The following is a 13,024-nucleotide window of genomic DNA, read 5'->3' on the forward strand; positions in this document are numbered from 1 at the left end:
GAGGCGGTTATGACGTCAGCCATGGATGTTCTCGCTGTTTCAAGAGTTCAGTTCAGTTGAACCGTGCCGAATCGGCAGGCGCTGCCTCGTTCCTGGCCGGCATGATCTCGTTCCACGAAGGCAGGCCGAACCGATCAGGCCGGCCCTTGGTGGCAGGGTCCACATCGGTACGGTTCCACCATCCGCCACCCAATGCCTGGAAGAGCGCGGTGGTGTCGCTGTAGCGGGAGGCCTGCGCCCTGACCCGGGCCAGCACGGTGTTCTGGTAGGTTTGCTGGGCCGTGAGCAGGTTGATGTACGCCACGGCACCGAGTTTGAACTGCGCCTGCACCAGGTCCAGGTTGGCTTGGGCAGAGCGCTCGGCCACCACCTGCTGGTTGAGCGCATCGGCATCCGCCTCCAGCGCCCGCAGTGCGTTGGCCACGTCCTGGAACGCGCCGATCACCGTGCCACGGTAGCGGGCTGCCGACTCGTCATAGGCGGCCACGGCAGCGCGTTTGCGATGTTCGAGTGCGCCGGCATCGAAGATCGGTTGGGTGATCGACCCGGCTAGGCTCCAGACCCCACTGCCCGCCGAAAACAATTTGGTCCCGCTGGCCACCGTGGAGCCCACCGACCCGGTAATGCTGAACTGCGGCAACTGATTGGCGACGGCCACGCCGATATTGGCACTGGCCTGATGCAGTTGCGCCTGCGCGGAACGCACATCGGGCCGCTGGCCAACGATGGCCGAAGGCAGGCTGAGCGGCAGTTCTTCGGGCAGGTGCAGGGAGGCGAGGTTGAAGCGCTCGTCCCGGTCCTGGTTGGGAAACCGGCCGAGGTAGGCCATCAACTGGTTGCGGGTCTGGGCGAACTGCTTTTGCAGGGGCGGCAAGGTGGCACGGGTTTGCGCCAGCGCGGTCTGCTGTGTGAGCACGTCGGTGTCACCGATCGCACCCAGCCGGCGCTGCGCCTGCAGGACGTCGAGCTGATCACTCTGTAGCCGAATGATGGTTTCGGTGGCGGCGATCTGGTCGCGTATAGAGGCCAGGCTGACTGCGGTGTTCACCACATTGGAGGTCAAGGTGAGGTAGGTCGCCTCCAACTGGAAGCGCTCGTACTCGGCCTGGGCCGAGGTGGATTCAATTTGCCGGCGCGTGCCGCCGAATACATCCGGGGCATAGGACACGCTCAGCGACGCCGAGCTCACCGTGAGAATCGGCGACTCCGGCAGGCCCGAGGTGACGCCCGATACTTTCTCGCGGGCCTTCTGCACGTTGCCGCTCACCGAGGGAAACAGCGACGCCTGGTCGGCATAGACCAGCTCGTTGGCCTGGCGCAATGCCGCCTGCGCGGCGGTGACATCCGGGTTGGCGCGCAAGGCTTCCTCCACCAGCGCGTTCAGTTCCGGTGAGCGGAACAGCGTCCACCATTGCCCGGGAATATCCATCCCGGCGATCAACCGCTGCGCCGCACCGCCGGTGTCGATATCGGCCTTGGTGGTGGAGGTGAGTTTTTCTCGTGAATAATCGGCGTTCGCCGGCACCTCAGGACGCGCGAAATCGGGCCCGACGGTGCAGCCGGCGAGGGCGATGCACAGCAGGCTCAACGGAGCCAGAAGGTGGGGTGGTCGAAAAAGGGCGCGGCTGTGCGCCACTGGTTGCGGTGCCGATGCAAGCTGCCGAGGCTGCTCTTTCATATTTACTCTGATTAATCAGTTGGTTAACTGCTTTATTTGTTGAGCAATGAGTGCGCGGGCATCGGGCCATACGGCTGAAAAAATGGCGCGAGAGTCGCCGAATTCAAATCAGTGTAGGTGGTGCAGGCGGGTACGCAATGTCCGTGCGCGCCGATCACCCACAAAAATGCATTTAACGCATTAATATCGAATTAGGTTATGCGTTATAAGTATTTTACATGCAGCCGTCAGCCCCTCATCGTAGCCCTCCCTACGAACACTGCCGAGACCGCACGCGCGGATCGACTTTCAATGCTTGAGAAGGCATCTGGAGACGAACGTGCGTTACCTGACAAAACTGGCGGCCGGGTTGGCCGCCACGCTGCTGTGCCTGACCGCGAACGCGCAAACGCTGGTGGTCGGAGACCAAAGCTACAACGCCCAGGCCGTGATGGAAGCGGCGGGGGTGCTGGATGATCTGCCCTACACCCTTGAATGGAAGCAATTCACCGCCGGGTCTCCGGTGGCGGAAGCCCTCAATACCAACAGCCTCGACATCGGCCTGCTCGGCGATGCGCCCGTGCTGTTCCTCGGTGCACTCGGCGCACCGATCAAGGTGATTGCCATCAGCCGGCAAAACCTCGAGGGCGTGGCCATCCTGGTGAAAAAGGATTCCTCGATCCACAGCCTTGCGGACCTCAAAGGCAAGCGCGCCGCCATCTGGAAAGGCTCCTGGAGCCAGCAATTGCTGCTGACCGCACTGGATAAGGCGGGCGTGCCGAAAGAGGCCCTGGAGTTGCGTTACCTCAGTGCACTGGATGCTTCCCATGCACTGGACGGCGGTTCGGTCGACGTCATCGCCACCTGGGAACCCTACGTCACCCAACAGGAACGCCAGGGCGCACGGGTATTGGCGACCGCAGACGGGCTGATCCCGGCCCAGAGTTTCGTTGCCGCCAGCACCAGAGCCGTCGATAACAAGCGTGCGCAAATCAGCGATTTTCTCCAACGCCTGAAGAAAGCCCGTGACTGGACGCGCCAAAGCCCGGCCAACGCCGACGCGTATGCAGATGCCTGGGCCAAGCGCACCCGCGCAGATGCCGACATTGCCCGCGCCTGGTTTGCCCGGGCACGCACGACGGTCGAACCGGTGACAGCCCAGTCGCCTGTAGAAGCACAAAAGACCGTGGACTTTTTCGCAAGCCAGGGACTGGTCAAGTCTTACCCGGCAGCCAAGCTGTTCGACGACTCCTTCGCGGCGTCCTTGCAACCAGCCGTCGCCAGAACCCAGCCCTGAACGTTTCCAGGAATACGTAGGACATGACTAAAAGACAGCTCAAACTCGGCGCCCTGACCATGGGCTGCGGCGGGCCCGGCCGCCACAATCTGTGGCTCGACCCGCAATTGCCGGCCGATGCCAGCGTCAACGTCGACTGGTACATCGACATTGCACGCCAGGCCGAGGCAGCATTGTTCGACTTGATGTTCATCGTCGACAGCCAATTCATCACACCGGGTTCGCCATCCCACTACCTGAACCGGCTGGAGCCGCTGACGCTGTTATCGGCACTTGCCGTAAGCACCCGGCACCTGGGCCTGGTCGGTACGCTGACGACCTCTTACAACTCGCCCTATAACGTCGCGCGGCGCCTGGCCTCACTCGACCTGATCAGCAAAGGCCGCGCCGGCTGGAACGTGGTCACCAGCGGCGACGCCGGTACCGCCGGCAACTACAGCCGCGACGAACATTATGACTACGACACCCGCTATGGCCGGGCGGCCGAACACGTCCAGGTCGTGCAGGGCCTGTGGAACTCCTATGAGGAAGATGCCTTCGTGCGTGACCGCGCCACCGGCCGGTTTCTCGACCCCGCCAAACTCCACAGCCTGAATCACAAGGGCGAGCACTTTTTCGTGGTCGGGCCGCTGAATATCCAGCGCTCACCCCAGGGCCAACCGGTGATCTTCCAGGCTGGCGATTCGGAACAAGGCCGCGACCTCGGCGCAGCCACGGCCGATGTGATCTTTACCCATGCGGCCAGCATCGAGCAGGGCCAGGCTTTTTATCGGGATATCAAGGGCAGGGCGCTGCAACATGGCCGCGATCCGGAGCAATTGCTGGTGATGCCCGGCGCCGAGATTTATGTAGGCGATACCGATGAACAGGCGCGTGAAATCGAGCGGCACTACCATCAGGCCGACCACAGTTTTGAGCTGGCGCTGAAGGAGTTCGGACGCAATTTCGGCTGGCATGATTTCAGCCAGTACGACCTTGATGCGCCGTTCCCGCAGGAGAGCCTGGAGGCGGCACGCAGCAGCTTTTTTACCGCGGCCAAACGCATTGCCGATCAGGCACGGGAGAAAGGTTTTACATTGCGCCAGGCGGTGGAGTTCGGGCGGCAACTGCGCCCGGGAGCGTTTGTCGGATCGGCGGATACCGTCGCTCGGAAAATGGCTGACTGGCTTGAAGCCCGCGCGGTGGATGGTTTCAACATCTACATCGGCCATCCGGAGCAGTTCAAGCGCTTCACGCACGAGGTCATCCCGTTGTTGCAGGAGCGCGGCGTGTATCGCACGGCTTATGAAGGTACGACCTTGCGGGAAAGCCTGGGATTGAAGATTCCACGGTTTGCGCGCAACGGCGGCGGTTGACTCAAAACAACTGTCCAGATGAATAAATTGGTGGGCCGGGGATTTTTTTAGACATACTGAGGGTTCAAGCCACTCATTTGTCCCGAGACTTTCCTGATGCCATCCCATCCTGCACAAGGGCCTTTCAATCAGGACGACCGGTATCGACTGCTCGTCGACGCAGTGGTCGACTATGCCATCTATATGCTTGATACGAACGGGTTGATTCGCAGTTGGAACTCCGGGGCGAGAAAGATCAAGCAGTACGAACAGAGTGAAGTGCTGGGCAGGCATTTTTCGCTGTTCTACACCCCGGAAGACCTGGCCTCGGACTTGCCGGGCCGGGCACTCAAGAGCGCCGAGCAGTCAGGGCGCTTCGAGGGCGAAGGTTGGCGCATCCGCAAGGATGGGACTCGTCTCTGGGCACTGGTGATCATCGACCCGATACGCGCCGACGACGGCACGTTGATTGGCTTCGCCAAGGTCACACGGGACCTGACCGAGCGTAAGGCCGCGGAGCAGGCGCTGCGCCAGAGCGAGCAGCAATTCAGCCTGCTGGTGCAAGGCGTCACCGACTACGCGCTGTATATGCTGGACCCCAACGGCGTGATCACCACCTGGAACGCCGGCGCCCAGCGCATCAAGGGTTATCAGCCGGCAGAAGTCATCGGCAGGCATTACTCCATGTTCTTCCAGCGTGAGGACGTAGACCACAACGTCCCGCAGCGCGCCCTTGAAACGGTGGTCAGGGAAGGTCGTTACGAAGGGCAGGGCTGGCGCCTGCGCAAGGACGGCACGGGATTCCTCGCCCATGTGGTTATCGACCCGATCAAGAATGAACTGGGTGAGCTGGTGGGGTTTGCGAAGATCACCCGGGACGTTACCGAAAGCGTCCAGGCTCAACAGGAGATCAAGGAAACCCGAGAGGCGTTATTCCAATCCCAGAAAATGGAGTCCCTGGGCCAGCTCACCGGCGGCATCGCCCATGACTTCAACAACCTCCTGATGGTGATTCTGGGGAGTCTTGAACTCGCCAAGAAGCGTGTCCCGCAGGACTCGAGAACCTGCGCCTTACTGAATAATGCCATCGCGGGCGCCCAGCGGGGCGCAACGCTGACTCAGCGGATGCTGGCCTTTGCCCGTCGCCAGGAGCTTGACCCTCAGCCTGTGGATGTGGGCGATCTGATCCGCAACATGTCAGACCTGCTGTCCCGCATGTTGGGCGCAGGCATCAACGTCGACACACAGTTCCCCTTGATCCTGCGGCCGGTATTGGTCGACATGAGCCAACTGGAAATGGCTGTGATGAACCTGGTGATCAACGCCCGGGACGCAATGGAAGGTCGGGGCAGGATCCTGATTTCAGCGCGGGAGGATGCGTTTCCCGACGGGGCGAATGACTCGCAAAGGCTGATTTGCATCTCTGTCATCGACACCGGCCCCGGGATGAATGACGCGACCTTGCAACGGGCCATGGAGCCGTTCTTCACCACCAAGGGAGCGGGAAAAGGCACCGGGCTTGGGCTTTCGATGGTGCATGGCCTGGCGGCACAGTCACAGGGCCACTTTGTGCTGAAGAGTCGGGTAGGAGAGGGCACAGCCGCAGAGCTCTGGTTACCGGTGGCGGTGACCGACACCACACAGTCTGCGGCGCTGGCATCAACTGCAGATACACCCGATGCAGCCCATCAGCAATGCCTCGAGATTCTGCTGGTAGATGACGACCCGCTGGTGCTGATCAGCACCGGGGCGATGCTTGAAGACCTGGGCCATCATGTTGTGTCGGCAGGAGACGGCCATGCTGCGTTGGCGTTCCTGGCGCAAGGCGCGTGCTTTGACCTGGTCGTGACAGACATGGCAATGCCGGACATGACCGGGATCGAGCTTGCCGGCAACATCGAGTCGTTGTATCCCAACCTTCCCATCATTCTTTCCTCGGGCTTTGCGGAAATCTCCCTGGACCTCAAGACCACATTGACGCGCTTACCCAAGCCATTCGATCAATCTGCACTGGCCAAGGTGATCGCCGAAACCATGCGCAGCCGGACCGACAAGCCGTGTTGAGCCAGGCGGCTGGCCGTCCGTTGTTTGTTTCCATGGATGGCCCCAAGGGTACTGGCAAAACCACATTGCTGGAGTCCGTAACAAAAGCGCTTAGGGCTGACAACAGAATGGTGATCCGGCTTTGCGAGAGAAAAAGCGATCCCTTCAGAAGTGAAACAATGACCCTCGTTAACAGACTCGCCAGGCATCCCGGCCTGGATCTGGAGTGGGAGGTTTGTGAACGCTTCGCTGATAGCCGCGCGTGGATTTCCCGGCACGTGCTGGCTAGACAGCCTCCAGGCAGCATCGTCCTGATCGACCGCTGGTACCCGTCTGATGCCGCGTTTCGCCGGGAAGTCCCGCTGGCAGAAATCCTGCAGTTGAACATTGATCGAAACGTGCAAGTGCCGGACCTGCATATCGGGGTCGTCACCGACCCTGATATTTCATGGGCACGGGCCGCGGCACGCCGGCGCGGACTGAGCAGTACCGTGATCCACACGCTGGCAGAACATGTCGCCTGTACCCGGGCGTTCGAGCGAGCGGTTGCGGATCACGGCTGGGTGTTATGCCGGAATGAAGGAACCATCGAGGGCGCGACACGGCAGGTGGTTTCCGAAATTTATAACGTCCTTGAGTCCTTCCAGTGTGATTGACCCCGCCGATACGGTCGGCTATCGAGCCCTGTTCAGGCACTTGCCCCGTTGAACATGCTGACCAGGCTATAGGGGGCATCGTCACCAAACAGCAACTCATGCAGTTCATTCCCCTCGGCAGCCATTTGCGCGCTGCGCGGGAACATGGCCTGTTCGTATTCGCCCAGGGCGGCTTCGACGTCATCAGGGTATGAGGCGATGGCCTTGCCGAGTTCGGCACCATCGTACATGGCCAGGTTCGCGCCTTCGCCATTCGGGGCCGCAAGGTGTGCGGCATCACCGATCAGCGTTACGCCCGGCACCCGCTCCCAGCGGTGCTCAACCGGCAGCATAAAGAGCGGGCGCCATACCAGTTCGGTGTCACTGTCGGTGATCAGCGCCGTGAGGGCAGGGGACCAGCCTGCGAATTCCTGCGCGATCCGTGCCGCCGCCGTTGCCGTGTCGGTGAAATCGATGGTGGCAAACCAGCTTTGGGATTCGGTGAGCACTACGTAGGTGTGCAGCGTGGCGCCCGTCTCACGGTGCGCCTGGATCCCTTTTCCCGGTTGAAGTGCGAACATCGCACCGCCACCTACCGCCCTGGAGGTGGCCGGGTGCCGGGCGTCGCTGTCATACAGGTAGGTTTCGATCAACGAGCGGCCCATGTACTCGGGGGCAGCGTCGCTGACCAGCGGCCGGACCTTTGACCAGGCTCCGTCCGCGCCAACCAGCAGGTCGGTGGCAACGCAAGTACCGTCGGCGAAGGTCACTTCGTGGCGACCCTCGCCGAGGGCGCGCACGCTCTTGACCTTGTGGCCCCAACGCACAGTACCGGCGGGCAGTGAATCGAGGAGCATCTTGCGCAGTTCGCCACGCATGACCTCGGGACGGCCGCCTGTGCCGTCGTCGGGTTGATCCAACAGAGTGGCACCCTGCCAATCAAGCACCCGAGTCGCCTCGCGACCTTTCAGGATAAGCGCGCGGAACTCGTCCGTCAGGCCCGCTGCCTGCAAGGCCAGTTGGCCGTTGTAGTCGTGGATATCGAGCATCCCGCCTTGGGCGCGTGCGGTTGCCGACGGCTCTGCTTCATAGACGGTGGCGGCAATACCGTGGACGTACAGCACGCGGGCCAGGATGAGACCGCCCAGGCCAGCACCGATGATTGTGACGGGGGTGTGCATAGGGTACCTGTTGAATGTGAGAAATCTTCCGGACTGTTTTTACGCTATTTTGTGGAAAAAATGGCCTGGTTCAAGGGGTTTACTTTCCGCAGGCGATTGAATATAAAGTTTGCTTCGGCGCACAACCGTTGTTGCGCCCCATGATGTTGACAGGAGGAAGCTATGTCACCGTTAAACGTGATGAAGTTCTAAACGATCAAACCGTCACCCCCTCGCTTGAAAACCTCGAAACACGCTGGTCTCAGCGTTGGCAGCTCGAAGGCACGTATGCCTTTGACCACAGCGCCCAACGCGACGCTGTATTCTCCATCGACACGCCGCCACCGACAGCCTCAGGTTCGTTGCACGTTGGCCATGTCTTCAGCTACACCCACACCGATATCATCGCCCGGTTCCAGCGGATGCGCGGCAAGGCTGTGTTCTACCCCATGGGTTGGGACGACAATGGCTTGCCGACCGAACGCAGGGTCGAGAATTTCTACGGCGTACGTTGCGACTCGTTGGCCGCTTACCAGCCTGGCTTCAAACCCTCCGAGTCAATTCCATTAAAACGGGCTGACTTTGCCGTCATCAGTCGGCGCAACTTTATCGAGTTGTGCCATGAGCTGACGGCCATCGATGAGCAAGCGTTCCGTGCACTGTTCGTGCAACTGGGCTTGTCCGTTGATTGGAGTCTTTCATACGCCACCATTGATGAACGCTCCCAACGAGCCAGTCAGCGCGCGTTACTGCGTAACTACCAGCGTGGCGAACTGTATAGCCAGGAGGCTCCGTGCCTCTGGGATGTGACGTTCCAGACGGCCGTAGCCCAGGCAGAGCTTGAGGAGCGCGAGGTTGCGGGTGCGTATCACGAACTCGGCTTCGACGCGGCTGATGGTGCCGAACTGAAGATTGCTACGACTCGACCTGAGTTGCTGATGGCATGCGTAGCGCTGGTGGCTCACCCGGACGACGCTCGTTATCAGGCGAGGTTCGGGCAGACCGTGCGTGCGCCGATTTTTGACCTGGACGTTCCGCTGCTGGCCCACCCTTTGGGTGACCCCGGCAAGGGCACCGGGTTGGCGATGGTCTGCACCTTTGGCGATCTAACCGATGTGATTTGGTGGCGGGAGTTGCAGCTGCCCACACGGTCAGTCCTGGGAAAGGACGGGCGGCTGTTACTTGAGACGCCCTCCTGGTTGACGACTCCGCGCAGCCAACAGGCCTACGCAGGCCTGGCCGGCCGTACCCTGTCCCAGGTTCGTACGCAGCTCGTTTCGATGTTGCGTGACTGCGGCGCCATGCGAGATGAACCACGACCGATTAAACACGCGGTAAAGTTCTTCGAGAAAGGCGACCGGCCTTTGGAAATTCTCGCGACGCGGCAATGGTACTTGCGCAATGGCGGACGCGACGCGAACCTGAGGGATGTGTTGCTCGACGCTGGCCAGGCGTTGGACTGGCATCCGCCGCACATGCTCAGGCGTTACGAGCATTGGGTAGGGGGGTTGAATGGAGACTGGCTAATCAGTCGTCAACGTACGTTCGGCGTGCCGATTCCGTTCTGGTATCGCCTGGACGCACAAGGCGAAGCCGAGCATGGCGCTCCGATTATCGCCAGTGAGGCAAGCCTGCCTGTTGATCCGGGCCTGGATACGCCACCGGGCTATCGATCCGAACAACGTGGTCAACCCAACGGGTTTATCGGTGAACAAGACATCATGGACACCTGGGCCACCAGTTCCCTGACGCCTCAGATTGCCGGCGGCTGGGGAGAGGACGATGGGTTGTTTGCCAAAATATACCCGATGGACCTCAGGCCCCAAGGTCACGACATAATCCGAACCTGGCTGTTCTCGACACTGGTACGCAGCCATTTTGAACACGGTTGCGCGCCATGGCGCAACGTCGCGCTTTCCGGGTGGATCCTTGATCCTGATCGCAAGAAAATGTCCAAGTCCAAGGGGAATGTGGTCACCCCTCAAGCCTTGCTCGACCAGTATGGAAGTGACGGCGTGCGCTATTGGGCTGCCTCGGCGCGGCTCGGCAGTGACACAGCCTTTGAAGAGCAGCAGATGAAAATCGGCCGCCGCCTGGCCGTCAAGCTGTTCAATCTTTCGAGGTTGGTTCAAGGCTTTGCGAAGGATGACACCGGGGATATCGACCAACCGCTGGATCAAGCCATGCTTGAACGCTTGGGTGGCGTAGTCCAGGACGCTACCGTCGCGCTGGAGGCCTATGACTACAGCGGGGCGTTGTCGCGTATCGAAGGATTCTTCTGGTGGTTTTGCGATGACTACGTCGAATTGGTCAAGCGTCGTGCCTATCGACCCGACGGCTACTCGGCGCGTAATGCATTGGCACATGCGCTGAGCGTGCAGCAGCGACTGTTTGCGCCATTTCTACCCTTTGTGTGTGAGGAGGTCTGGCAATCCTGGAATTGCGGCTCAGTGCACAAGGCGCCCTGGCCGCAAGGGGACGCTTGCCCTGACGCGGCTGTTGAACAGTTATTGATGAGCCTGAGCAGCGTGCTGTCTGCGATTCGCAAAGCAAAGTCTGACGCCAGCCAATCCATGAAGGCTCCGGTAGCACGTGTTGAGCTGGTCGACAGCGCCGCGCAGCTTGAACTGATAAAAGGCGTCAGCCAAGACCTGATAGAGGCGGGGCAGGTCGAGGCCTTGGTGTTTATAGAGGGCGCGGAGCGGCAGGTGGATGTCTGGCTGACGTAACGTGGAGTGGTGCCGACCGCCTCAGTGACACCCACTGGGGCGGGCCGGACCACGCATCAGCCTGCGTCAATCGAGCCACATCGGGACAATTGAGCGTATGAGCAGAAGCGAATAGGAATAGGCAAGCCTCATAGATGATCCGGCATAGGTCGCCAGCGGTGGCTTGGCTACCATTAGCACTCAGTAACCGAGAGGAATTTCCATGAGCACTCGCAAAACCCTGTTCATCACCGGCATCAGCAGCGGCTTTGGCAAGGCCCTCGCGACCGAGGCACTGGCTGCAGGCCACCGTGTCATTGGTACCGTTCGCAACGAAGCCGCGCTGCAAACGTTCGAGGCATTATCAGCGGAGCGTGCTCATGGCGTGATCCTGGATGTCACCGACTTTGAGCGCATCGACAGCGTCGTTGCCGAGATCGAGACCCGCTACGGCCCGGTGGATGTCCTGGTGAACAACGCAGGTTACGGCCATGAGGGCATTTTCGAAGAGTCGCCGCTGGAAGAAATGCGTCGTCAGTTCGACGTCAACGTGTTCGGCGCCGTTGCCGTGACCAAGGCGTTCGTGCCGTACTTCCGCCAGCGCCGCAGCGGGCACATCATCAACATCACGTCCATGGGCGGCACCATCACGATGCCGGGTATCGCCTACTACTGCGCCAGCAAGTTCGCGCTGGAAGGCATCTCCGACACCCTGAGCAAAGAACTCAAGCCATTCAACATTTTTGTCACCGCCGTGGCGCCAGGCTCATTTCGCACCGATTGGGCCGGCCGCTCGATGCAGCGTACGCCCCGCAGCATCGCCGACTACGATGCCAGCTTTGATCCGGTACGCCAGGCGCGCGAAGCGAAAAGCGGCCACCAACTGGGGGACCCGCAAAAAGCTGCGCAAGCCATGCTGCAGTTGATCGCCAGCGACAACCCACCGGCCCACCTGCTGCTCGGCAGCGATGCGATAGGCTTTGTGCGCGAAAAGCTGACGCAATCCCTGCGTGACATCGACCAATGGGAAGCACTGACACGCTCTACGGATGGTCACGCTTCGTGAAACCGCAAGAGGGGCCTATGAATCATTTTGCAGCGCGAACCCGGCGCATGGTCCAACTGATGGAGCAGTTGGCCCCCCTGGAGGGCTACAACCTGAGCGCACTGGAAGACATACGCTTTCTGCGCTCCAATCGCCCGCTGACCCGCACGCCAGTGCTCTACGAGCCTGGCATCGTCATCCTGTGCCAGGGGCGCAAGCTCGGCTATCTGGGCGACGAGGTCTACCTTTACGACGCCCAGCACTACCTGGTGGTGTCTGTGCCAGTGCCTTTCACCATGGAAACCGACGCCAGCGAAGAGGAACCGATGCTGGCGGTATACATGCGCCTGGATTTCAAACTCGCTGGCGAACTGATCCTGGAAATTGACGAAAAATCCGGTCCGACCCACGAACGTCCCAAAGGCATGTATTCCTCGCCGATGGACGAGATGTTGCGCGAGTCCACACTGCGCTTTCTCGAAGCGATGAGCCATCCGGTCGATGGCCCGATCCTCGGCCCCTCGCTGGTGCGCGAGATTTACTACCGGATCATCGCAGGTGAACAAGGAGGGTCCATGCGGGCGGCCCTTGGCAAGCAAGGCCATTTCGCAAAGGTGACCCGCGCCATTCGCAAGATACACAGCTGTTACCAGGAGCGGCTGGACGTCGAGTGCCTGGCCCAGGAGGCAAGTATGAGCGTACCCAGCTTTCATCTGCACTTTCGAACAGTCACCGACTCCTCACCCATGCAGTACCTGAAATCGACGCGTCTGCACCAGGCAAGGTTGTTGATGCTCCGCGACGACATGTCGGCCTCATCTGCGGCTTTTAACGTGGGCTATGAAAGCGCATCGCAGTTCAGCCGAGAGTTCAAGCGCTACTTCGGCCGCACACCCCATGCTGAAGTCGAATGGATGAAAGCAACCTATTCGCTGCCAGCGCCGGTGCAGCCTTCTGTCTATGTGTCTTCGCACTGACCTGACAGCCAGGGCGCTGGCCAGTATCTGATTTTTCTGCATATGCCAATTTGACAGGCTGCTGTTATTTTTTATTCTTTCCTAACCTATGCTCCCCTCATGCAAAGTCCGCCTCCAGCGATGGCTTTCCATTGCTCATCAACCGCCAGGCTGAATGGCCTTTATTCG

9 protein-coding genes are annotated in these 13,024 nt (G+C 60.4%); 7 read left to right on the forward strand and 2 right to left on the reverse strand.

Annotated elements, in window-relative coordinates:
* Nucleotides 1–52 precede the first annotated feature (52 nt).
* On the reverse strand, nt 53–1,678 hold the full coding sequence (locus tag HYE77_RS21980; protein ID WP_256347447.1) for an efflux transporter outer membrane subunit: 1,626 nt from the start codon (nt 1,676–1,678) through the stop codon (nt 53–55).
* 319 nt (nt 1,679–1,997) lie between these two features.
* Here HYE77_RS21980 and HYE77_RS21985 point away from each other — a divergent pair, with 319 nt between their 5' ends.
* From HYE77_RS21985 to HYE77_RS22000, 4 genes are all read left to right on the forward strand, one after another.
* A complete protein-coding gene (locus HYE77_RS21985) occupies nt 1,998–2,954 on the forward strand; it encodes an ABC transporter substrate-binding protein (RefSeq protein ID WP_177069326.1) in 957 nt (318 codons plus the stop codon).
* Between the two features lie 23 nt (nt 2,955–2,977).
* Nucleotides 2,978–4,309, forward strand: coding sequence for an LLM class flavin-dependent oxidoreductase (locus HYE77_RS21990; protein ID WP_177069327.1), 1,332 nt, complete (start codon nt 2,978–2,980; stop codon nt 4,307–4,309).
* A gap of 96 nt (nt 4,310–4,405) precedes the next feature.
* Nucleotides 4,406–6,352: a PAS domain-containing sensor histidine kinase gene (locus tag HYE77_RS21995; protein WP_177069328.1), complete on the forward strand. Its 1,947-nt coding sequence runs from the start codon at nt 4,406–4,408 to the stop codon at nt 6,350–6,352.
* Nucleotides 6,353–6,384: 32 nt separating this feature from the next.
* Nucleotides 6,385–6,987 carry a dTMP kinase gene (locus HYE77_RS22000; RefSeq protein ID WP_102369080.1) on the forward strand — a complete coding sequence of 201 codons (603 nt, stop codon included), beginning with the start codon at nt 6,385–6,387 and terminating at the stop codon, nt 6,985–6,987.
* 32 nt (nt 6,988–7,019) lie between these two features.
* On the opposite strand, the gene HYE77_RS22005 is transcribed toward HYE77_RS22000, so the two are convergent.
* Complete coding sequence (locus HYE77_RS22005; RefSeq protein WP_177069329.1) at nt 7,020–8,147, reverse strand: NAD(P)/FAD-dependent oxidoreductase; 1,128 nt, start codon at nt 8,145–8,147, stop codon at nt 7,020–7,022.
* Between the two features lie 140 nt (nt 8,148–8,287).
* Here HYE77_RS22005 and valS point away from each other — a divergent pair, with 140 nt between their 5' ends.
* From valS to HYE77_RS22020, 3 genes are all read left to right on the forward strand, one after another.
* A complete protein-coding gene (valS, locus tag HYE77_RS22010; RefSeq protein WP_177069330.1) occupies nt 8,288–10,855 on the forward strand; it encodes a valine--tRNA ligase in 2,568 nt (855 codons plus the stop codon).
* A gap of 202 nt (nt 10,856–11,057) precedes the next feature.
* Complete coding sequence (locus HYE77_RS22015) at nt 11,058–11,900, forward strand: oxidoreductase (RefSeq protein WP_003217687.1); 843 nt, start codon at nt 11,058–11,060, stop codon at nt 11,898–11,900.
* 17 nt (nt 11,901–11,917) lie between these two features.
* On the forward strand, nt 11,918–12,856 hold the full coding sequence (locus HYE77_RS22020) for an AraC family transcriptional regulator (RefSeq protein WP_087693824.1): 939 nt from the start codon (nt 11,918–11,920) through the stop codon (nt 12,854–12,856).
* Nucleotides 12,857–13,024 lie beyond the last annotated feature (168 nt).

This window comes from Pseudomonas sp. IPO3774 (assembly GCF_013386835.1).
GTDB lineage: Bacteria > Pseudomonadota > Gammaproteobacteria > Pseudomonadales > Pseudomonadaceae > Aquipseudomonas.

Bases quoted from the DNA above. Each gene is read 5' to 3' on its own strand.
- HYE77_RS22000 (WP_102369080.1), top strand. From the start codon at position 6,385: ATGGATGGCCCCAAGGGTACTGGCAAAACCACATTGCTGGAGTCCGTA.
- HYE77_RS21980 (WP_256347447.1), bottom strand. From the start codon at position 1,678: ATGAAAGAGCAGCCTCGGCAGCTTGCATCGGCACCGCAACCAGTGGCG.
- HYE77_RS22020 (WP_087693824.1), top strand. From the start codon at position 11,918: ATGAATCATTTTGCAGCGCGAACCCGGCGCATGGTCCAACTGATGGAG.
- HYE77_RS22015 (WP_003217687.1), top strand. From the start codon at position 11,058: ATGAGCACTCGCAAAACCCTGTTCATCACCGGCATCAGCAGCGGCTTT.
- valS (WP_177069330.1), top strand. From the start codon at position 8,288: ATGATGTTGACAGGAGGAAGCTATGTCACCGTTAAACGTGATGAAGTT.
- HYE77_RS21995 (WP_177069328.1), top strand. From the start codon at position 4,406: ATGCCATCCCATCCTGCACAAGGGCCTTTCAATCAGGACGACCGGTAT.
- HYE77_RS21990 (WP_177069327.1), top strand. From the start codon at position 2,978: ATGACTAAAAGACAGCTCAAACTCGGCGCCCTGACCATGGGCTGCGGC.
- HYE77_RS22005 (WP_177069329.1), bottom strand. From the start codon at position 8,147: ATGCACACCCCCGTCACAATCATCGGTGCTGGCCTGGGCGGTCTCATC.